Source organism: Streptomyces sp. NPDC001717, assembly GCF_042892775.1.
In the GTDB taxonomy this organism is placed as follows: Bacteria; Actinomycetota; Actinomycetes; order Streptomycetales; family Streptomycetaceae; genus Streptomyces.
The window spans coordinates 83,441-103,857 of the sequence record NZ_JBIAUK010000010.1; the positions used below are offsets into that span (position 1 = coordinate 83,441).

Below are 20,417 nucleotides of genomic sequence, written 5' to 3' on the forward strand. Positions count from 1 at the left end.
GGCGGCCTAGCGGCGGTCGCCCGGCGGGCCCGGAGGGGGGCTCGCGCCGGCCCGGAAGGAGTCTCGTCGCGAGCCGCGCGGGAGCGGTGGCCGGGCCGGGGTGTGCAGGCGGCGCGTGGCGGCGTAATCTTGCTGGCGCCATGCCGTACGAAGCACCCACCCACACCGTCGAACGCTCCCTCCGTGCAACCACCGGCGCCAAGGTCATCGCCGGTGTCGACGAAGTCGGACGAGGGGCCTGGGCCGGTCCCGTCACCGTGTGCGCGGCGATCACCGGTCTGCGCCGGCCGCCCGCGGGTCTCACCGACTCCAAACTGCTCACGCCCAAGCGACGCGATGCCCTCGTCGAGGTCCTGGAGGGCTGGGTCACGGCGTACGCCCTCGGTGACGCCTCCCCGGAGGAGATCGACGAGCTGGGCATGACCGCGGCTCTGAGGCTGGCGGCGGAGCGGGCCCTGGAGGCCCTCCCCGTGCGGCCCGACGCGGTGATACTCGACGGCAAGCACGACTATCTCGGCCCGCCCTGGCGGGTTCGGACGGTGATCAAGGGCGACCAGTCCTGCGTCGCCGTTGCGGCGGCCTCGGTCATCGCCAAGGTGAGGCGTGACCGGATGATGGCCGAACTCGGCCAACAGGGCGACGGGATCGAAGACTTCGGTTTCGCCGCCAACGCCGGATATCCCTCGCCCGTACACCGGGCGGCACTTGAGGAACGGGGGCCCACCCCGTACCACCGGCTCTCGTGGTCGTACCTCGACGCGCTGCCCCGGTGGCGCCACTTGAAGAAGGTGCGCCGCAGCGAGGAATCGATGGAGCTGGAAAACGGAGGCCAACTCGGCTTCGATTTCTGATCGCACCCATGTGCCACCAGCCGGTACGTTTCGTACCGGTGTTTGATAGACATCAACCCGCCTCTCACCCCGCCATCGAGGAGCCTCAGATTCACGAGAGTGCCCAGGGTCCCCGCGTCACGCCGGCCGCCGGCCGCACCGCGCCGACCCCCCGTCCCGTACCTGGTCCGCGTCCCGTAGCCGTACCGCGGCCCGGACGCCCCGGTCCCGTCCGGCCCGCACCGCCCGCGCAGCGTGCGCCGCAGGCCACTCCCGGACCCGTTCCCGCAGCCCCCGCCGCACCGTCCGTCTCGGCCGCGGTGCCTCAGATCCAGCTGATCCCGGCCTCCGCCGAGGGTGCGCTGGACGCGGCCGAAGAGGCCGTCGACCTGCTGCTCGACACCGGGCGCGCGCCCGGTGACATCCTGGTTCTCACCACCGGCGACCCGCACCCGTGGGCCGCGCACGAGCTGTCCTTCGGCGAGGCCGCGTACTGGGCCCTGCACGACGCCGGGGACGACGTCTTCTACGCGGACGCGGCGCAGGTCCAGCGCGCGGCCGGGCGTCCCGTCGTGGTCGTCGCGGCCAACGGCGGAGCGACCGGCACGCTCGCCGGAACCCTGCCGGTCGCGCTCGCGCGGGCCGGTGCGCTGCTGATCGTGTGCGGCGAGCCGCAGCAGATCAACTCCGTGCTGGGTGCGGGCGTCTGACGCCCCGTACCCGGGTACGGGCGTGGGGCGGGGCGGGGCCTGAGCCCGCCCCGCTGAAGCCCGAGGCCTGATCCGCCGTACGCCCGCTCCAGGGTGTACGGCCGTTGGGCCTGCCTACGCACAGGCCCTTGCCGTGGAGTTCTTCGCCTCGCAGGGAGAGGTCGGCGCGCGCGGTGGTCAGCGTGCCGCGGTCCGGCGCAGGGCCTCGGCCGCGCCGCCGCCGGTGTGCAGGGCGACCGGGGCGAACTCGGCCACGGTGTCTCCGAGGCGCTGGGGCCGTGAGTCGGCGCTCGGCCGTCGGCCGCCCCGACCCTCGCCCAGGACCTGCCAGCCGTCGCGGGTGAGCGTGATGTACGCGCCGCACCGCAGGCCGTGCAGGGTGCAGGCGTCCCGCAGCCCCCACATCCAGGCCCCGTCCTCCTCGGTCCACCGCTCGTCGCCGTCACGGCAGTACAAGAGCACCGCGGTTCGCACCGGGGTGCGTCGCCGCAGGTCGTGCGGGAGGACGCGGCGCAGCTGGGACAGCAGGGCGTTGCGGTACTCCCAGCCGTCGGCCGAGGTCGACCGCTGCGCGAAGGACGCGCTCGCCACGAGTTGCTCCTCCGGGCCGAGGACGGCGATGACCGCCGTCGACGGCTTGGGAGCGTGTCGGGAGTGCAGGCCGCTGACGACTTCGCGTGGATTCCGCAGCAGGGGAATGCCCGACGCCGTCCATTCGGCGGGTTCCAGCAGTCTGCCGTGCCGGCTGGTGCCGCCGGTGGCCATGGTCAGTGACGTGGTCGAGGGCGGGGCGGATCCGAAGGTCACGGTCCTCCCTTCGGGTACCGCCCGCGGACGGGCACTGCTGGAGTTCGGGCGCGCCGCAGCACGGCCCAGGAGAGCGCCGGGGAGCCGAGCGGGAGCACTGCAATTCTCGCGTGGCCTCCGAGCATGCGGCAACGAGCAATTGCCGTCGCCGACCGGAATCCAACGGTATGCCGTTCATATCCTTGCCCCGCCACGCCGAAGATGACGCATTCGGCTATCCCTGGAGCGCCAGTACCAGGGGGAACACCTCGCGCGCGCCCGCCCGTCGGAGCAGCCGGGCGGCCACGGCCAGCGTCCAGCCGCTCTCCGCGCGGTCGTCCACGAGGAGCACCGGACCCGCTGCCTCTGCGAGTGTCGCGGCCAGGGCAGGCGGCACGGTCAAGGCCTGGTGGAGCCCCCGCACCCGCTGGGCGCTGTTGGAGGACGGCAATCCGAACTCCGGTGCCTGATCCGTGTACGCCATCGTCCCGAGCAGAGGCATCCGTCCGATCTCCGCGATCCGCGCGGCCAGTGAACCGACCAGCTGGGGCCGGGAACGCGAGGGCAGGGCGACCACGCCCACCGGCCGTGCGGGCGCTTCCGGCGTGCCCGAGGCCCAGCCGCCCGGGCCCCGTGCCCAGTCGGCCAGAACCGCCACCACGGCCTGCGTCACATCGTCCGGAATTGGCTGGTCCGCAGAGTGCGGGGCGAGCATCGGGCGCAGCCGGTTGCCCCAGCCGATGTCCGACAGCCGGCCCAAGGCCCGTCCCGGCGAGGCCTGTTCCCCGGCGGGAATGCGTCCCTTGAGGTCCACGCCGACCGCGGTCAGACCGGTCGGCCACATCTTGCGGGGCTCCAGCTCCACGCCGGGCCGCCCGAGTTCGCCGCGGGCGGTGTCCAGGGCGGTGGTGGAGACGTCCGCGGTGAACCGGGCTCCCGCACAGTTGTCACAGCGGCCGCAGGGCGCGGCCTCCTCGTCGTCGAGCTGGCGCCGCAGGAACTCCATCCGGCATCCGGTGGCCGCCGCGTAGTCGCGCATCGCCTGCTGCTCGGCGGCCCGTTGGCGGGCCACCCACGCGTAGCGCTCGGCGTCGTACGCCCACGGCTCGCCCGTCGAGGTCCAGCCGCCCTTGACCCGGTGCACGGCCCCGTCCACGTCGAGCACCTTGAGCATCGTCTCCAGGCGGGTGCGACGCAGGTCGACCAGCGGCTCCAAGGCGGGCAGCGACATCGGGCGGCCGGCCTGGGCGAGGACGTCGAGGGTCCGGCGCACCTGCTCCTCCGGCGGGAAGGCCACGGAAGCGAAGTACTGCCAGATCGCCTCGTCCTCACGGCCCGGCAGCAGCAGCACCTCCGCGTGCTCCACTCCGCGGCCCGCGCGACCGACCTGCTGGTAGTAGGCGATGGGGGAGGAGGGCGAGCCCAGGTGCACGACGAACCCCAGGTCGGGCTTGTCGAAGCCCATGCCGAGGGCGGAGGTCGCCACCAGGGCCTTGACCCGGTTGGCCTGGAGGTCCTCCTCGGCCTGCTGCCGGTCGGCGTTCTCCGTCTTGCCCATGTACGAGGCGACGGTGTGACCGCGGTGGCGCAGGTACGCGGTGACCTCCTCGGCGGCCGCCACCGTCAGCGTGTAGATGATTCCGGAGCCGGGCAGCTCCCCGAGGTGGTCGGCGAGCCAGGCCAGCCGGTGCGCGGCGTCGGGAAGGGTCAGTACGGCCAGGCTCAGGCTCTCGCGGTCCAGCGGGCCGCGGAGCACCAGGGCGTCCGTACCGGCCCCTGTGCCCAGCTGTTCGGCCACGTCGGCGGTCACCCGCGCATTGGCCGTGGCGGTGGTGGCCAGGACCGGGACGCCCGGCGGGAGGTCGGCGAGCATGGTGCGCAGCCGGCGGTAGTCGGGGCGGAAGTCGTGCCCCCAGTCGGAGATGCAGTGCGCCTCGTCGACCACGAGCAGTCCGGTCGCGGCGGACAGCTTGGGCAGCACCTGGTCGCGGAAGTCGGGGTTGTTGAGCCGTTCCGGGCTCACCAGCAGGACGTCGACCTCGCCCGCCGCCACCTCGGCCTGGATCCCCTCCCACTCCTCGGGATTGGCCGAATTGATGGTGTGGGCGCGGATTCCGGCCCGGGCCGCGGCCTCGACCTGATTGCGCATCAGCGCGAGGAGCGGGGAGACGATCACGGTGGGGCCGGCGCCGGCCGCGCGGAGCAGCGAGGTCGCGACGAAGTAGACGGCGGACTTGCCCCAGCCGGTGCGCTGTACCACCAGCGCCCGCCGCTTGTGCGCGACGAGGGCCTCGATCGCGAGCCATTGGTCCTCGCGCAACCGAGCGGTGCCCGTGGGGTCGCCCACGAGACGGGCCAGTACGGAGTCGGCCGAGGACCTCAGGTCTGCGTTCATGCCCCCATGCAACCCGATGTCTCTGACATCGCGCCAATGCGGCCCACTGCCGTGTGGATGTTGAATGGTAAACAGTTATCCACAGGGCTTTCGGGATCGGATCACCGCCGGGATCTTCGTGGCATGACGAACAGCCACGAATCACGCACCCCGTCCGAGCGCCCCTCCGTCAGCACGCCCGGAGCCGCGACCGAACCACAGATCACCCTGCGCAGCCCGGCCGAACTGGCCGACGCGCTGCCCTACATGCTCGGGTTCCACCCCACCGATTCCCTCGTCATGGTCGCCGTGCACGGCGAGGGAGGCCGCTTCGGCGGCCGGCTCCGCGTCGGCATCCCCACGGCCACCGCCGAATGGGAGGACACCGCACGGCAGGTCGCGGACTGCCTGATCCGCGGCAGCGCACGGCGCGGCGGCAAGCCCGACGGCATCGTCGTCTTCCTCTGCCAGGAGCCGCGAGGGGAGGAGAGCGGGCAGCGGGTGATGACCCGGCTGCGCCCGCTCGCCCAGCGGATCAGGCTGGCCTGCGGCGAACTGGACGTGCCCGTACTGGAGGCCCTGTGCCTCTCCGCGGGCCGGTTCTGGTCCTACGTCTGCCCCGACGGGCACTGCTGCCCGGCCGAAGGCAGCCCGATGCCCGCCGCCGGAACCTCGGTGCTGGCCGCCGAGGCCACCTTCGCGGGGCTCCAGGTCCGGGGTTCCCTCAGGGAGATCGAACGACGGCTGGCGCCGCTGAGCGGGGCCGTCGCACAGGAGATGGAACGAGCCCTGGACCGGGCCGCCGGGGCCCTGGTGCCGAAGATCCTCGACGGGGCGACCAGGGAGGAGGTCGGCGCCGAGACCGTCGCACTGGCCGGAACCCTGATGCGGCGCATGGCCCGCGCCCTGCCCGTCGAAGGAGGGCCGCTGGCCGACGACTGGGACGACGCGCTGCTCACCCACGACGAGGCGGCCGCGCTGATCCTCGGCCTCCAGGACCGCCGGATCCGGGACGTCGCCGCCGAATGGATGGAGGGCGAGGAGGCCGCCCCCGCCCTACGGCTCTGGCGGGTCCTGGCCCGGCGCTGCGTCGGGGCCTACGGCGAGCACGCGGCGGCCCCGCTCACCCTCGCCGGCTGGGTCTCCTGGTCCACCGGGGACGAACCGACCGCCCGCATCGCACTGGGCCTCGCCCTGCGGGCCGACGCCGAGTACCGCTTCGCCCAACTGCTCCACCACGCCTGCAACGAGGGCATCGACCCCGAAGGGCTCAGGCAGTGCCTTCGGGAGGAGCGCAGCCGCCGCGAGCCACGGCGCGGGCGTCCCAAGGCGGGCAGCCGTCCGCCCGGCCGCCGGGAGCGGAGCACCAACCGCCGCCCGTCCCGCCGCACCACGAGGAGCGACCAGTGAGCCCGCGACCGCAGGCCCCGTGCGGCACCCCGGTACGCCGCCCGCGCCGCACCCTCGGCCTGTTGCTGCGGCGCGGGCTTCGCCCCGGCCTTCCCCGCCCGGCGCCCGGGCCCGTGACCCGCACGGGGGTGGGGGCGTTCCCACGGAGGGAGGCGGGGGACCGGCCGCGCCGCCGCCCAGCCGAACCGACCGGAGCGCAGACAAGGCGACACATGTCTCACCCCGCACCTACCCGCCCCGCCGCGGTTCCCGGCGCACGCAGGCCCGAGCTGCCGCCCGTGCACGGCGCCGTCATCTGCGTCGCCGCGCCCTGCCTGGCCATCTCCCCGGAGCACGGGCAGCTGACCGGGCGGGGGATCGACGGGATCTACCGCTCCGGGCGACGGCTGCTGTCCCGCTGCGTCCTGCGGGTCGGCGGCCGGGATCCCGTCTCCGTCCAGGGGCGCAGCCTCGGCGCCGACCGCGCCGCCTTCACGGCGACGGTGCGTACGGGGGCCGAGCTCGGTCCCGACCCGGACATCGGCGTGGAACGGGTCCGGCACGCGGACGGCACCGAGCGGATCACCCTGCGCAGCTTCGCCCTCCGGCCCGTGCGCCTTCCGGTGGAGGTGCTGCTCGGCACCGATCTCGCCGATCTGGCCGCGGTGGCCGCCGGGCGGACCGGGCCGGAACTGCCCGCCGGGGTGCACGCCGCCGGGCTCCGCTGGAGCACGGGCGAGGCCCAGGCCGTCACCGCCGCAGATCCGGCGCCGGACGACGCGCTGGCCTCGGCCGGCCTGCTGCGCTGGCAGCTCGAACTGGGCCCCGGCGAGTCCCGCACCATCGAGCTGCGGACCACGCAGGACCGCTCGGCGCGGGCGCCCGCCGGGCAGGTGGCCAACCCGCTGGCCGAAGCCCGTGCCGAGGGGGACGATCCGAGAGCCGGGGCATGGTTCGCGACCAGCGTCGCCGACCTGGGCGCGCTGCTGCTGAGGGATCCGGCGGAGCCGGGCGACTGCTTCGCCGCGGCGGGCGCGCCCTGGCGGCTGGGTCTGGCCCCGGCCGAAGCGCTCTGGGCCGCCAGGATGGCGCTGCCCCTCGGTACGGGGCTCGCGGCGGCCACCCTGCGGGTCCTGGCCCGGACCCAGACCGGCGGGCGGGGGCCCGAGGCGGGGAAGATCCCCGGCCCCCTGCGCGGGGCGGGCCCGCAGCTCCCCCCGGGGTGCACCGGCACGGAGGCCACGCTGGCGTTCCCCACCGTGCTCGCCGAAGCACGGCTCTGGGGGATGCCGGAGGACGAGCTGGCCCGACTGCTGCCGGCTGCCGAGAAGTGCCTGGAGTGGCTGCGCGGAGCGCTGGGCGAGGACGGCTTCCTCGCCGACCCCGATCCCGGGCCGCGGCGCTGCGAGACCCAGGCCCACGCCCACCGGGCCGCCCTGCTGGGGGCCGACCTCCTCGCCGCGTGCGGACGCCCCGGGGCCCAGGAGTGGAGGGAGCGCGCGGCACATCTGCGGGAGCGGTTCCGGGCCGGGTTCTGGATCGACGGCCCGGACGGCGGTCGGCCCGCGGCGGCCCTGCACCCCGACGGACGACCGTTGCCCCGGCTCACGGGGGCCGCCGCCCACCTCCTCGACACCGGACTGCTCGGCGGTGGCCGCCCCGCCCCGGGGCTCCTGGACGGAACACGCACCGAGCAGCTGGCCCGGCTGCTCGGAGCCCCCGCCATGGACTGCGGATGGGGGCTGCGGAGCATGGCGGTCAAGGAGCCGGGGCACAACCCGTTCGGCCACCGCTCCGGTGCCGTGCGCGCGTACGAGAGCGCGGTGGCGGTGGCCGGCCTGGCCCAGGCGGGTTTCGAGAAGGAGGCCTCCGGTCTGCTCGGAGGCCTGCTCGACGCGGCGGAGGCCTTCGGGTACCGGCTGCCCGAGATGTTCGCCTCGGAGCAGCGCACCACGGCAGGAGTGCCCCTTCCGCACCCGGCGGCCTGCCGGCCGGCGGCCGTGGCCGCGGCGGCCGGGGTGCACGTGCTGAGCGCCGTCGTCGGAATCCGCCCCGACGCCCCCGCCGGCACCGTCGCCCTCGTCCCGCTCCCGGGCGCCCCGCTCGGAGCGCTCCGGCTCTCGGGCCTGCGGGTGGCGGGAGAACCCTTCTCCGTCCGGATCAGCAGGCTGGGGCTGGCGATGGTGGAGGAGGCGGCCGATGCGCTCCAACTGGGAGGCTAGCGTCCAGAACAGTGGTTCCAAGGTCACCAAAGAGCTGTTTATCGTCAAGCAGACGACTATGATCGCGGCATGTCGCCCTACGACCCGTCGGCCTTTCCGCCCTTCGCCGTCACCGTCGACCTGGTCGTGCTCACCGTGCGGCGCCACGCGCTCTGCGCGCTGGTGGTCCGCAGGGGTGAGGCACCGTTCCAGGGGCGCTGGGCGCTGCCCGGAGGATTCGTCCGAGGGGACGAGGACCTGGGAGCGGCCGCGGCCCGGGAGCTCGCCGAGGAGACCGGGCTCTGCGCGCACGACCCCGCCGTGCCCGGCGTGGACAACGGGGCGCACCTCGAACAGCTGGCCACATACGGCGATCCGAAGCGGGACCCGCGCATGCGCGTCGTCAGCGTGGCGCACCTGGTGCTGGCTCCGGACCTGCCTGCGCCGCGCGCCGGGGGAGACGCCAACAGTGCCCGCTGGGCCCCGGTCGACGAGCTGCTGGCCCCCCTGGACGAGGCCTCCGCAGGGCTCGCCTTCGACCACGCGCGGATCCTCGCCGACGGCGTCGAGCGGGCCCGCTCGAAGATCGAGTACTCCTCGCTGGCCACCGCCTTCTGCCCGACCGAATTCACCGTCGGCGAGCTGCGCAGGGTGTACGAGGCCGTCTGGGGGGTCGCCCTGGACCCGCGCAACTTCCACCGCAAGGTCACCGGCACACCCGGATTCCTCGTGCCGGCCGGAGGGACGACGACCCGTCAGGGCGGGCGTCCGGCGCAGCTGTTCCGGGCCGGTGGGGCCACACTGCTCAACCCGCCGATGCTGCGCCCGGAAGTCTGACGCTCCGACGGGCCGGTTGCGCCGAAAATCGGACATATCGCGTTATCTTGTTTGCGGTACTCACCCTGCCGCAGAGCGGTCTCACCCCCCGCGAGAGAAGCGATGCTCCAGGCCATCGGACTCACCAGCACTTCCCGCCATGACTCCCCGCCCCTCGTGGACGACCTCACCTTCGAGGCTCGCCCGGGGACCGTGACCGCCCTGCTCGGCGAGCAGGGATCGGGCAAGACCACCGCGCTGCGGCTCATGCTCGAACTCGAACCGGGCCGCGGAGTCACCTACTTCAGAGGCCGGCCACTACACCGGATCCCGCACCCCGGCCGTGAGGTCGGCGTGCTGCTCGGCGACGTCCCCGGCAACCCCGCGCGAACCGTCCGAAACCAGCTGCGGATGCTCTGCGCCGCCGCCGGCGTGCCGGCCTCACGGGCCGACACCATGCTGGAGGTCGTCGGCGCCGCGGGGCTGCGTGACCAGCGGCTCGGATCGCTCTCCCTCGGCATGGAGCGCCGGGTCGCGGTGGCCGCGGCGCTGATCGCCGATCCGTGCACCCTGCTCCTCGACGAGCCGGGTGCCGGGCTCTCCCCGCGTGAACGCGGCTGGCTGCACGGGCTGTTGCGCGGCCACGCCTCCCTCGGCGGAGCGGTGTTGTTCACCACCGACGACGCCAAGGAGGCGGCCCGCAGCGCGGACCGCGTCGTCAGTATCGCGGCGGGCCGGCTCGTCGCCGACCAGGACGCCGCCGAGTTCGCACGGACCAGGCTGCGGCCGAGGGTCGCCGTGCGCACCCCGCACGCGGCCCGGCTGGCCGACGTACTGGGCCGCGAGGCCCGGGCGGCTCATCGCGCGGTGGAGATCGTCGAGGAGAGCGGCAGCCGCCTGTCGGTGTACGGGAGCAACTGCGCCGAGGTCGGCGAAGCGGCGTTCCGGCACGGGGTGCTGGTCCACCGCCTCGCCGACGAGACGGGCGACGCCGGTGCGCCGCTCCCGCACGCACGTCCCGAGTTCGGATCGCCGCCCCCCTCCGGCCCGAACCCGGCCTCGGAGGCCGTCCCCGGCGGGGGCGTGGGACCCACTGCCGCGGAAGCCGTCGACGGGGAGGCCGGCGGTCATCCGCGGCATGCCCGGTCGCAGCGGCCCGTCTCGGCGGTGCGCCGCGTGGGCGGACCGCTCCGGCCGCTGCGCTACGAGCTGCTCCGCGTCTTCGGCACCGCCACGCCCGTCCTCACCGCAGCCCTCGTCGTCGCCGTCTCCGTTTTCACCACCCTGGTGCTGGCCAGGGCGGGGCACACCCCGCAGAACCGGCTGCTCGCCGCCTGGCCGGAGCTGCTCCCACTGCCGCCCGCCGCGCTCGGGGCGGGACTGCTCGGCGCCCTGGCCTTCGGTGAGGAGTACCGCTACCCCGCGCTCGCCGCGGACCGCGGCACCGTACCCCGCCGGATGGGACTGCTCACCGCCAAACTGGGCGTCGCCGCGGCCCTCGCCCTCCTGCTGGGCGCGCTGGCCGTCACGGCGGACGCCGCCGCGCTGGCCCTCGTATTCGACAGCGGGCCGCTGCGCACTCCGGCGGAGTGGCTCGCCCCGGCCGCCAGCTGGGCCGGCCTGCTCATCGGCTGCTCCTGGGCCGGCGTCCTGGCCTCGGGCGTCTTCCGCTCCGCCACCGCCGGTCTGGCCGCGGTGCTCGCCGTACCGGTGGCAGTGGTCCCGCTGGTGCGCCGGGCGCTGGAAGGCTCGTCCGCGTACCCGATGACCGGACTCGGGCCTCGACTGCGGGGTCTGGCCTGGGTGCAGTGGCCGCCGGAGGTCGACCGCCTGCTCCTCGGGGCCCTGCGGGTGATGGCCCAGCCCGTGGGGACGGCGCTCGTGCTGTCGCTGATGGTCCTGTTGTGCGCCTATGGGTTCACCGGACTGCGCAGCAGAGTCCGTTGGTGATCGTTCGGGAGCGGGAGGAGTCACGTGCGGGACCGTTGAGTTCCGCCTCGCGTCAACCGGACCGCAACTCCCACTAAAAGGCCCGGTTATTTACGATAAGTCGTCAATTGCGTAGGTGGCACCGATCACCCTTTCGTGTGCTTTTCAGCAAAGACCTCAAGGGCGGTGGGGGCGCGGCCGACAAAGGATTCGTGAGTACCCTTGCGCACACCATGATGACCGCCGCCCGCCATGCCGACTCCGGCCTCGCCGGCCCGGGCGAACTCGACCGCTACCCCTACGCGGAGACCCCCGGGTCCGACCGTCCAGCGCCCCAATGGGACGGTTCAGACGTCGAGTTGAGCCGCGTGGGCCGACGCGCGGCAGGCAGCCGCGGCCGCGGCCTGCACGGCCAACTCGTCCAGCAGCTCGGCCAGATGATCGTCTCCGGCGACCTCGGCGCGGACCGCCCTCTGGTCCCCGAGGAGATCGGCCAGCGCTTCGAGGTCTCCCGTACCGTCGTCCGCGAATCGCTGCGGGTCCTGGAGGCCAAGGGCCTCGTCAGCGCCCGCCCCAACGTGGGCACCCGGGTCCGGCCCGTCGCCGACTGGAACCTGCTCGACCCCGACATCATCGAGTGGCGGGCCTTCGGTCCCCAGCGTGACGACCAGCGCCGCGAGCTGAACGAACTCCGCTGGACCATCGAACCGCTCGCCGCCCGCCTCGCCGCGGGCCACGGCCGTCCCGACATCCAGCAGCGGCTCGCCGACATGGTCGAGATCATGGGCCACGCCCTCGGTCAGGGCGACGCGATCACCTTCGCGCGCGCCGACAACGAGTTCCACGCGCTGCTGATCCAGGTCGCGGGCAACCGCATGCTGGAACACCTCTCCGGCATCGTTTCCGCCGCCCTCCAGGTCTCCGGCAGCCCGGTCACCGCCTGTGACCGGCCGAGCGAGACCTGCGTCGCGCACCACGCCCGCATGGTCGAGGCCCTCGCGTCCGGTGATGCGGCGGGTGCGGAGAGCGCCATGCGTCAGCTGCTGACGGTGCATCCGGAGGTCGAGCGCGTGGTGCCCGCCCCGCGCGAGCACTGAGGAGCGGACGCGTGGGGGAGCACGACCTGTCGCCGGGCCCGGTCGGGTCCGGCGACACCGGTGTGCGCCACCCTTCCGGCGCCCTCCCGACACCCTCCCGGCGCCCGCGCCGTACTGCCCCTGCCGCATCCTCCGCGCCGCCCCGGGTGCATCGACCCGGCCGGTGCGCCCCGCCGCTCCGCCGGGGCTCCGCCGTGCCGCGACCCAGACGTATGACCCTATGACCGGCATCAATCCATACGAGGTGTGACTTGGGCCACGAAGATTGGGCGTAACGCTCCGCGAGGTCCCGCGATGACCTAAGAGGTGATGGCCGACGGAGGGAACAGCAGCCCTTGTGGGTGCTGTGCAGCTCCCCGGCCCCTGCCCGCGCCCCCGGCCCATCCCCAGTCGGTGGTCGTCGGCTCCGGTCCAGCACCACTCGGCCCGGGGTCGGAAGCCGTTTCCATCGTTCCGAGAGGTTGTTCGTGTCGGCCAGCACATCCCGTACGCTCCCGCCGGAGATCGCCGATTCCGAGTCTGTGATGGCGCTCATCGAGCGGGGCAAGGCCGAGGGGCAGATCGCCGGCGATGACGTGCGTCGGGCCTTCGAGGCTGACCAGATTCCTGCGACCCAGTGGAAGAATGTTCTGCGCAGCCTCAACCAGATCCTCGAGGAAGAGGGTGTGACGCTGATGGTCAGTGCCGCGGAGTCGCCCAAGCGCGCCACCCGCAAGAGCGTCGCAGCGAAGAGCCCGGCCAAGCGGACGGCCACCGAACCCGTGGCCAGGAAGACGGCGGCGAAGACGACGGCGAGCACCGCCGAAGCCGCTGCCCCGGCGCCCGGGTCCCTCGACCCGGAGACCGCGGACGCTCTGACGGAGGAGCCCGGAACCGAGCCCGCCGCGAAGAAGACGGCGGCGAAGAAGACCGCGGCGAAGAAGGCCGCACCCGCCAGGAAGACCGCCGCGAAGAAGACCGCGGCGAAGAAGACCGCCGCCAAGAAGGACGCCGACGAGGCCGGTGACGAGGAGGCCCCCGAGGAGGGCCCCGACGCCGCGAAGGCCGAGGCCGAGGAGGAAGAGGAGGGCGGCGAGAACAAGGGCTTCGTCATCTCGGACGACGAGGACGACGCCCCCGCCCAGCAGGTCGTGGTCGCCGGCGCCACCGCGGACCCGGTCAAGGACTACCTCAAGCAGATCGGCAAGGTCCCCCTCCTCAACGCCGAGCAGGAGGTCGAGCTCGCCAAGCGGATCGAGGCCGGCCTCTTCGCCGAGGACAAGCTGGCGAACTCCGACAAGCTGGCGCCCAAGCTCAAGCGCGAGCTGGAGATCATCTCCGAGGACGGCCGCCGCGCGAAGAACCACCTGCTGGAGGCCAACCTCCGCCTCGTGGTCTCCCTCGCCAAGCGCTACACCGGCCGCGGCATGCTCTTCCTCGACCTGATCCAGGAGGGCAACCTGGGTCTGATCCGCGCGGTCGAGAAGTTCGACTACACCAAGGGCTACAAGTTCTCCACCTACGCGACGTGGTGGATCCGCCAGGCGATCACGCGTGCCATGGCCGACCAGGCCCGCACCATCCGCATCCCGGTCCACATGGTCGAGGTCATCAACAAGCTCGCCCGCGTGCAGCGCCAGATGCTCCAGGACCTGGGCCGCGAGCCCACCCCGGAGGAGCTGGCCAAGGAACTGGACATGACCCCCGAGAAGGTCATCGAGGTCCAGAAGTACGGCCGCGAGCCGATCTCCCTGCACACCCCGCTCGGCGAGGACGGCGACAGCGAGTTCGGTGACCTCATCGAGGACTCCGAGGCCGTCGTTCCCGCCGACGCCGTGAGCTTCACGCTCCTGCAGGAGCAGCTGCACTCGGTGCTGGACACGCTGAGCGAGCGCGAGGCAGGCGTGGTCTCGATGCGTTTCGGCCTCACGGACGGCCAGCCCAAGACCCTCGACGAAATCGGCAAGGTCTACGGCGTCACGCGCGAGCGGATCCGCCAGATCGAGTCGAAGACCATGTCGAAGCTGCGCCACCCGTCGCGTTCCCAGGTGCTGCGCGACTACCTGGACTGACCGGCGGGCGACGCCCGGGACCGTACGTGAGTGGCCGTGCGCGGGTGCGCACGGCCACTGGTCATCCCACTCTGGGTGGAGTCATGCACACTCGGAGTCAGGAGGCCTCATGCGTCGTCCCATTGCCCGTGCTCTGGCGGGAGCGCTGACCCTGGCGGCGGGAGCGGTCGCGGCGCCGCTGGCCCAGGCGCCCCGGGCAGCCGCAGACAGCGTGGTGATCGGCGGGAAGCCGGTGAAGGTGGCGGACAGCCCCTGGGTCGTGGCACTCGCCAGCCGTGACCGGTTCGGGGGTACGCGGGGCGGGCAGTTCTGCGGAGGCGTCGTCGTGGCCCCGACCACGGTGGTGACCGCGGCACACTGCCTGGGCAGCCAGGTGCTGGGCGGCCCCGTCGAGTCCGTCCCCGACCTCCGGGTGATCGCCGGGCGTACGGAGCTGCGCGCGACGGACGGCAGGGAGATCGCGGTGCGCGCGGCCCGGGTGAACCCGGCGTACGACCCGGGGAGCAACGCCGGGGACCTCGCCGTGCTGGAGCTCGTCGAGGCGGTTCCGGCGCAGCACGTGATCCCGATGGCCGGGCCCGGGGACACCGCCTACACGGCCGGTACGGAGGCGGCCGTGTACGGCTGGGGCGACACGAGCGGCTTTGGTGACTACGCGTACGCGCTGCGTGCGGCGCGGGTGACGGTGCTGGCGGACGACGTCTGCGGGCGGGCCTATCCGGGGGACGCCGACGGGCAGTACCGCGCGGAGTCCATGGTGTGCGCCGGGGACGACCGGGGCGGCAAGGACGCCTGCCAGGGCGACAGCGGAGGCCCGCTCGTGGCGAAGGGGCGGCTCATCGGCCTGGTGTCGTGGGGCCGCGGCTGCGGACGGGCCGACAGCCCCGGCGTGTACACGCGGATCGCCCCACTGGCCGACTTCGTGACGGGCCCGGAGACGGGCGCGCGGCCGGGCGGGGTCCACGGGGTCGCGGGCACTGCCCGGAGGGGCTCGGTACCGGCAGCAGGGCCCGGGGAGGGGCATCGAACGGATGAGCCGGTCCGGTAGGGAGCGACCGGAGGCCGTCGGCCCCGCTCGGGCGGCCGGCCTCCGGGGCGCGGACGGGTGTGCACGTGAGGACGGGCGGCCTCCCCGGATCTCGGGGGTGCCGCCCGTCGACCGGCATGGCCGGTCCTGGCTCGTCGGATGCGAGGTGCAGGCCTGTGTCAGCGGTCCTCGGTGTCGGCATTGGCAGCCGGAGCGGACGTGAGCCGCTCGGTCTCATCCTGTATTTCCGCGGCGATCTTCTTGAGTTCCGGCTCGAACTTACGCCCGTGGTGGGCGCAGAAGAGCAGTTCACCGCCGCTCAGCAGGACGACGCGCAGATATGCCTGGGCGCCGCAACGGTCGCATCGGTCAGCGGCCGTCAGCGGGGTCGCGGGTGTCAGAACAGTAGTCACGTCGCCTCTTCTCTAGCTCGACGAGCTGTCGTACCAGGGTCAACATCCAACCAGGCCGAAAACGTTCCCGCTCGCGGCTTTTCCTCGAAACTTCCTTCCGAAGCTGGCCGGCTGTTGCCGGTTGGCGGCGAAGGAGCCGTATTGCGTTGCTTTACGGTTTCGCGTTGTCAGTCGTGCGCTTGTCGCAGTTCCATCCTCCCCCGGCTGAGTGCCAGGTTGTTCATGAGGACGTGCCCGAACCCTAAATGGTTCATGCGCGGAAGGGAACGTGATGTTTGCTTCACCCGCACGGGGGATCGAACATCCGTGCGGATCTGGACTAGGCTGAGGAATGCGCGAGGGTGGCGTTGCATCGGCTCTACCTGGCCTCGGTACCCTTCCACCGGTACCCGAGCCACCCCTGCGCCCGACCGGGCCAGAAAAGAAATTCAGCGAGGAGCGAACTGCGTGACCGCCGACACGTCCGTGCCTTCCAGCGCGCTGCTGTCCGGAGCAGACCGGGACGGTTCCAACTACACCGCGCGGCACCTGCTCGTCCTCGAAGGGCTGGAGGCCGTCCGCAAGCGCCCCGGCATGTATATCGGCTCCACGGACAGCCGGGGCCTCATGCACTGCCTCTGGGAGATCATCGACAATTCCGTCGACGAGGCCCTGGGCGGCTACTGCGACCACATCGAGGTGATCCTCCACGAGGACGCCTCCGTGGAGGTCCGGGACAACGGCCGCGGCATCCCCGTGGACGTCGAGCCCAAGACCGGCCTGTCCGGCGTCGAGGTCGTCATGACCAAGCTGCACGCCGGCGGAAAGTTCGGCGGTGGCTCCTACGCGGCCTCCGGCGGTCTGCACGGCGTCGGCGCCTCCGTGGTCAACGCCCTCTCCGCCCGCCTGGACGTCGAGGTCGACCGCGGCAGCTCGACGCACGCCATCAGCTTCCGCCGGGGCGTCCCCGGCATGTTCACCGAGCAGGGCCCCGAGAGCCCCTTCGATCCGGCCAACGGCCTGCGCAAGGTCAAGCGGATCGCCAAGGGCAAGACCGGCACCCGGATCCGCTACTGGGCCGACCGCCAGATCTTCCTCAAGGACGCCCGGCTCTCCCTGGAGACGCTCTACCAGCGCGCCCGCCAGACCGCCTTCCTCGTCCCCGGCCTGACCCTGGTGGTCCGCGACGAGCGCGGCATCGACGGGGCCGGCAAGACCGAGGAGGTCTTCCGCTACGACGGGGGCATCAGCGAGTTCTGCGACTACCTCGCCCAGGACAAGGCCGTCTGCGACGTGCTGCGCCTGACGGGCTCGGGGAACTTCAAGGAGACCGTCCCGGTCCTCGACGACCGCGGTCACATGACGCCCACCGAGGTCACCCGCGAGCTCGGCGTGGACATCGCCCTGCGCTGGGGCACGGGCTACGAGACCAACCTCAAGTCCTTCGTGAACATCATCGCCACCCCCAAGGGCGGCACGCACGTCTCCGGCTTCGAGCGCTCCGTCACCAAGACCGTGAACGAGGTGCTGCGCTCGGCGAAGCTGCTGCGCGTCGCCGAGGACGACGTGGTCAAGGACGACGCGCTGGAGGGCCTGACCGCGGTCGTCACCGTCCGCCTCGCCGAGCCGCAGTTCGAGGGCCAGACCAAGGAGGTGCTCGGCACCTCGGCGGCCACCCGCATCGTCGCCGCCGTGGTCGCCAAGGAGCTCAAGGCCTTCCTCACCTCCACCAAGCGCGACGACAAGCAGCAGGCCCGCGCCGTGATGGAGAAGATCGTCGCGGCCGCCCGGACGAGGATCGCCGCCCGCCAGCACAAGGAGGCGCAGCGCCGCAAGACCGCGCTGGAGACCTCCTCGCTGCCCGCGAAGCTGGCCGACTGCCGCAGTGACGACGTGGAGCGCAGCGAGCTCTTCATCGTCGAGGGAGACTCCGCCCTCGGTACCGCCAAGCTCGCGCGGAACTCGGAATTCCAGGCGCTCCTGCCCATCCGCGGCAAGATCCTCAACGTCCAGAAGTCGTCCGTCTCGGACATGCTCAAGAACGCCGAGTGCGGGGCGATCATCCAGGTCATAGGAGCCGGCTCGGGCCGGACCTTCGACCTCGACGCCGCCCGGTACGGCAAGATCGTCCTGCTCGTCGACGCCGATGTGGACGGCGCGCACATCCGCTGCCTGCTGCTCACGCTCTTCCAGCGGTACATGCGGCCCATGGTCGAGGCGGGCCGGGTCTTCGCCGCGGTGCCGCCGCTGCACCGGATCGAGCTGGTCCAGCCCAAGAAGGGCCAGGACAAGTACGTGTACACGTACTCGGACAACGAGCTGCGCCAGACCCTGCTGGAGTACCAGCGCAAGAACATCCGGTACAAGGACTCCATCCAGCGCTACAAGGGCCTCGGCGAGATGGACGCGGACCAGCTGGCGGAGACCACGATGGACCCGCGCTTCCGTACCCTGCGCCGGATCAACATCGGCGATCTGGATTCGGCCGAGACGGTCTTCGACCTGCTGATGGGCAATGAGGTGGCCCCGCGCAAGGAGTTCATCACCAGCTCCGCGGCCACGCTCGACCGCTCGCGCATCGACGCCTGACGGGTCCGCCCGTCCGACGGGGTGCTCTTCGCCCCATCACCTGAAGGAGTGAAGAGCACCCGGACACCAGTCTCGAAACGTCCCTTCCGCACATCCTTGTGAGCACGCGGCCAGTGCGGCAGCGGACAAGGAGAGTTCGGTGGACAAGCACGACGGTCCCGATGCCGGAACGATCCGGCTCGACGACCCCTGGTACGACGCGCCGGCCGTCGGGTGGGGAGAGAGCGAGGGCGAGCCGCCCGCAGCGGCGCCCGCCCACCCCGCCCCCGGCGCGTCCGACATCTACCTCGAAGTGCAGCGCAGCGCGGCCTTCCAGGAAGTGCGCAGCCGCTACCGGGGGTTCGTCGTCCCCGCGACCGCGGGATTCCTGCTCTGGTACGTGACCTACGTGGTCGCCGCGACCGTCGCGCCCGGTGTGATGGCCCGGCCGGTGTCCGGCGCGATCAACGTCGCCATGGTCGCGGGCCTCGGGCAGTTCCTCAGCACCTTCGTCCTGACCTGGGCCTACGCCCGGCACGCGCGGCTGCGCCGGGACCGGGCGGCGCTCGACCTGCGCTGGACCGTCTTCGAGCAGGAGCGCGGCCAGGAGCGGACCCGCGCGAGGGGGACCGGCCGGTGACCACCGAGCACCAGAGCCTCGCGCTGATCCTGTTCAGCGTCTTCATCGCGGTCACCCTCGGCATCACCACCTGGGTCAGCCGCAACCGGCACGGGTCGGCGGAGGAGTTCTACGCGGGCGGCAGGCTGTTCTCGCCGATGGAGAACGGTTTCGCCATCGCCGGCGACTACATGTCCGCCGCCTCCTTCCTCGGCATCTCCGGGCTGATCGCCCTCTTCGGCTACGACGGCATGCTCTACTCGGTCGGCTTCCTCGTCGCCTGGCTCCTCGTGCTCTTCCTCGTCGCCGAACTCGTCCGCAACTGCGGGCGCTTCACCCTGGCGGACGTGATCGCCGCGCGCATGAGCGAGCGGCCGGTGCGGATCGCGGCCGGCACCTCCTCGGTCGTCGTCTCCGTGCTCTACCTCGTCGCGCAGATGGTCGGCGCGGGCAGTCTCGTCGGTCTGCTGCTGGGGAGTTCGAGCACCGTGGCCCGCACGATGGCCGTGGTCGGGGTCGGCGCGCTGATGGTCGTGTACGTGTCCTTCGGCGGGATGAGGGCCACGACCTGGATCCAGATCGTCAAGGCCGTCCTGCTGATGGGCGGGGCGCTCGCCCTGACCGGTCTCGTGCTGCTGCGCTTCCACGGGAACTTCGGCCAGCTGCTCGCCAGCGCAGCCGAACGCAGCGGGCACGGGGCCCGTTTCCTCGGTCCCGGGCTCAAGTACGGCGGCGACTGGACCTCTCGCATCGACTTCATGAGCCTCGGCCTCGCCCTGGTCCTCGGGACCGCCGGTCTGCCGCACATCCTGTCGCGCTTCTACACCGTGCCCACCGCGCGGGCGGCCCGCCGCTCGGTGGTGTGGGCGATCGGCCTGATCGGCGGCTTCTACCTGATGACCATCGTGCTCGGCTTCGGGGCGGCCGCGCTGCTCGGGCCGGACCGGGTACGGGCCTCCAACGCCTCGGGGAACACGGCGGTCCCGCTGCTGGCGGCCTTCCTCGGCGGCGGAGCCGGTTCCACCGGGGGCACGGTGCTGTTCGCCTTCGTGGCGGCCATCGCCTTCGCCACCATCCTCGCCGTGGTCGCGGGGATCACGCTGGCCTCCTCGGCCTCCGTCGCCCACGACCTGTACGCCTCCCTCAAGCGGCGGCACGCCAGGCAGCGCAGCGAGGTGGCGGTGGCCAGGGTCGCCGCCGTGGGCATCGGGGCGGTGGCGATCGCGCTCGGGCTGCTCGCCCAGAACCTCAACGTGGCCTTCCTGGTGGGGCTGGCCTTCGCGGTGGCGGCCTCGGCGAACCTGCCGGTGCTGCTGTACTCGCTGTTCTGGCGCGGCTTCACCACGCGCGGAGCCGTCTGGTCGGTCTACGGCGGCCTGATCCCCGCGGTGCTGCTGGTCCTGGTCTCGCCGGTTGTGTCGGGCAGCCCCGAGTCGCTGTTCCCGGGGGCGGACTTCCAGTACTTCCCGCTCCAGAACCCGGGGATCGTCTCGATCCCGTTGGGCTTCCTGGCGGGCTGGCTGGGCACGGTCACCTCGGTGGAGGAGCCGGACGAGGCCAAGCACGCCGAGACCGAGGTCCGTTCCCTGACCGGAGCAGGTGCCGTGTGAGCGACCGGAGCAGGGCCG

15 protein-coding genes are annotated in these 20,417 nt (G+C 72.6%); 12 read left to right on the forward strand and 3 right to left on the reverse strand.

All coding sequences use genetic code 11. The features are described from left to right. Positions 1–140: 140 nt before the first annotated feature. On the forward strand, positions 141–851 hold the full coding sequence (locus ACFYZL_RS18750) for a ribonuclease HII (RefSeq protein ID WP_384746193.1): 711 nt from the start codon (positions 141–143) through the stop codon (positions 849–851). 8 nt (positions 852–859) lie between these two features. Continuing rightward, on the forward strand, positions 860–1,540 hold the full coding sequence (locus tag ACFYZL_RS18755) for a hypothetical protein (protein WP_384746194.1): 681 nt from the start codon (positions 860–862) through the stop codon (positions 1,538–1,540). A 177-nt stretch (positions 1,541–1,717) separates the two neighbouring features. Here ACFYZL_RS18755 and ACFYZL_RS18760 read toward each other — a convergent pair whose 3' ends face one another. Next, entirely contained in the window at positions 1,718–2,347 is a 630-nt protein-coding gene (locus ACFYZL_RS18760; RefSeq protein ID WP_388680097.1) for a hypothetical protein, read from the reverse strand. Between the two features lie 214 nt (positions 2,348–2,561). After that, the gene (locus tag ACFYZL_RS18765) at positions 2,562–4,721 is read right to left on the reverse strand and encodes a RecQ family ATP-dependent DNA helicase (protein ID WP_388680100.1); all 2,160 of its coding nucleotides are present in this window, start codon (positions 4,719–4,721) and stop codon (positions 2,562–2,564) included. A 123-nt stretch (positions 4,722–4,844) separates the two neighbouring features. Here ACFYZL_RS18765 and ACFYZL_RS18770 point away from each other — a divergent pair, with 123 nt between their 5' ends. The 7 genes from ACFYZL_RS18770 to ACFYZL_RS18800 all read left to right on the forward strand — a co-directional run bounded on the left by ACFYZL_RS18770 (position 4,845) and on the right by ACFYZL_RS18800 (position 15,231). Next, positions 4,845–6,110, forward strand: coding sequence for a DUF4192 domain-containing protein (locus ACFYZL_RS18770; RefSeq protein ID WP_388680102.1), 1,266 nt, complete (start codon positions 4,845–4,847; stop codon positions 6,108–6,110). 212 nt (positions 6,111–6,322) lie between these two features. Then, positions 6,323–8,311 (forward strand): glycogen debranching N-terminal domain-containing protein, encoded by a 1,989-nt coding sequence (locus ACFYZL_RS18775; protein ID WP_388680105.1) that lies wholly within the window; start codon positions 6,323–6,325, stop codon positions 8,309–8,311. Positions 8,312–8,380: 69 nt separating this feature from the next. Then, on the forward strand, positions 8,381–9,127 hold the full coding sequence (locus tag ACFYZL_RS18780) for an NUDIX domain-containing protein (RefSeq protein ID WP_384746199.1): 747 nt from the start codon (positions 8,381–8,383) through the stop codon (positions 9,125–9,127). A 102-nt stretch (positions 9,128–9,229) separates the two neighbouring features. Then, complete coding sequence (locus tag ACFYZL_RS18785; protein WP_388680108.1) at positions 9,230–11,056, forward strand: ATP-binding cassette domain-containing protein; 1,827 nt, start codon at positions 9,230–9,232, stop codon at positions 11,054–11,056. A 191-nt stretch (positions 11,057–11,247) separates the two neighbouring features. Beyond that, positions 11,248–12,132, forward strand: coding sequence for a FadR/GntR family transcriptional regulator (locus ACFYZL_RS18790; RefSeq protein ID WP_384746201.1), 885 nt, complete (start codon positions 11,248–11,250; stop codon positions 12,130–12,132). A 461-nt stretch (positions 12,133–12,593) separates the two neighbouring features. Further along, positions 12,594–14,183, forward strand: coding sequence for an RNA polymerase sigma factor (locus tag ACFYZL_RS18795; protein ID WP_384746202.1), 1,590 nt, complete (start codon positions 12,594–12,596; stop codon positions 14,181–14,183). 109 nt (positions 14,184–14,292) lie between these two features. Then, the gene (locus tag ACFYZL_RS18800) at positions 14,293–15,231 is read left to right on the forward strand and encodes a S1 family peptidase (protein ID WP_384746203.1); all 939 of its coding nucleotides are present in this window, start codon (positions 14,293–14,295) and stop codon (positions 15,229–15,231) included. A gap of 158 nt (positions 15,232–15,389) precedes the next feature. Here the strand turns inward: ACFYZL_RS18800 and ACFYZL_RS18805 are convergent, their stop codons facing one another. Then, positions 15,390–15,623, reverse strand: a complete 234-nt coding sequence (locus ACFYZL_RS18805; protein ID WP_243631750.1) for a hypothetical protein — start codon at positions 15,621–15,623, stop codon at positions 15,390–15,392. A gap of 447 nt (positions 15,624–16,070) precedes the next feature. Between ACFYZL_RS18805 and ACFYZL_RS18810 the strand changes: the two genes are divergently transcribed. The 3 genes from ACFYZL_RS18810 to ACFYZL_RS18820 all read left to right on the forward strand — a co-directional run bounded on the left by ACFYZL_RS18810 (position 16,071) and on the right by ACFYZL_RS18820 (position 20,399). Then, a complete protein-coding gene (locus ACFYZL_RS18810) occupies positions 16,071–18,191 on the forward strand; it encodes a type IIA DNA topoisomerase subunit B (RefSeq protein ID WP_384746204.1) in 2,121 nt (706 codons plus the stop codon). A gap of 139 nt (positions 18,192–18,330) precedes the next feature. Further along, the gene (locus ACFYZL_RS18815) at positions 18,331–18,810 is read left to right on the forward strand and encodes a DUF485 domain-containing protein (RefSeq protein WP_388680111.1); all 480 of its coding nucleotides are present in this window, start codon (positions 18,331–18,333) and stop codon (positions 18,808–18,810) included. After that, positions 18,807–20,399, forward strand: coding sequence for a cation acetate symporter (locus ACFYZL_RS18820; RefSeq protein ID WP_384746206.1), 1,593 nt, complete (start codon positions 18,807–18,809; stop codon positions 20,397–20,399). The genes ACFYZL_RS18815 and ACFYZL_RS18820 overlap by 4 nt, the downstream gene beginning before the upstream one ends. Positions 20,400–20,417: the final 18 nt, after the last annotated feature.

Bases quoted from the DNA above. Each gene is read 5' to 3' on its own strand.
- ACFYZL_RS18750 (WP_384746193.1), top strand. From the start codon at position 141: ATGCCGTACGAAGCACCCACCCACACCGTCGAACGCTCCCTCCGTGCA.
- ACFYZL_RS18755 (WP_384746194.1), top strand. From the start codon at position 860: ATGTGCCACCAGCCGGTACGTTTCGTACCGGTGTTTGATAGACATCAA.
- ACFYZL_RS18765 (WP_388680100.1), bottom strand. From the start codon at position 4,721: ATGAACGCAGACCTGAGGTCCTCGGCCGACTCCGTACTGGCCCGTCTC.
- ACFYZL_RS18770 (WP_388680102.1), top strand. From the start codon at position 4,845: ATGACGAACAGCCACGAATCACGCACCCCGTCCGAGCGCCCCTCCGTC.
- ACFYZL_RS18775 (WP_388680105.1), top strand. From the start codon at position 6,323: ATGTCTCACCCCGCACCTACCCGCCCCGCCGCGGTTCCCGGCGCACGC.
- ACFYZL_RS18780 (WP_384746199.1), top strand. From the start codon at position 8,381: ATGTCGCCCTACGACCCGTCGGCCTTTCCGCCCTTCGCCGTCACCGTC.
- ACFYZL_RS18785 (WP_388680108.1), top strand. From the start codon at position 9,230: ATGCTCCAGGCCATCGGACTCACCAGCACTTCCCGCCATGACTCCCCG.
- ACFYZL_RS18800 (WP_384746203.1), top strand. From the start codon at position 14,293: ATGCGTCGTCCCATTGCCCGTGCTCTGGCGGGAGCGCTGACCCTGGCG.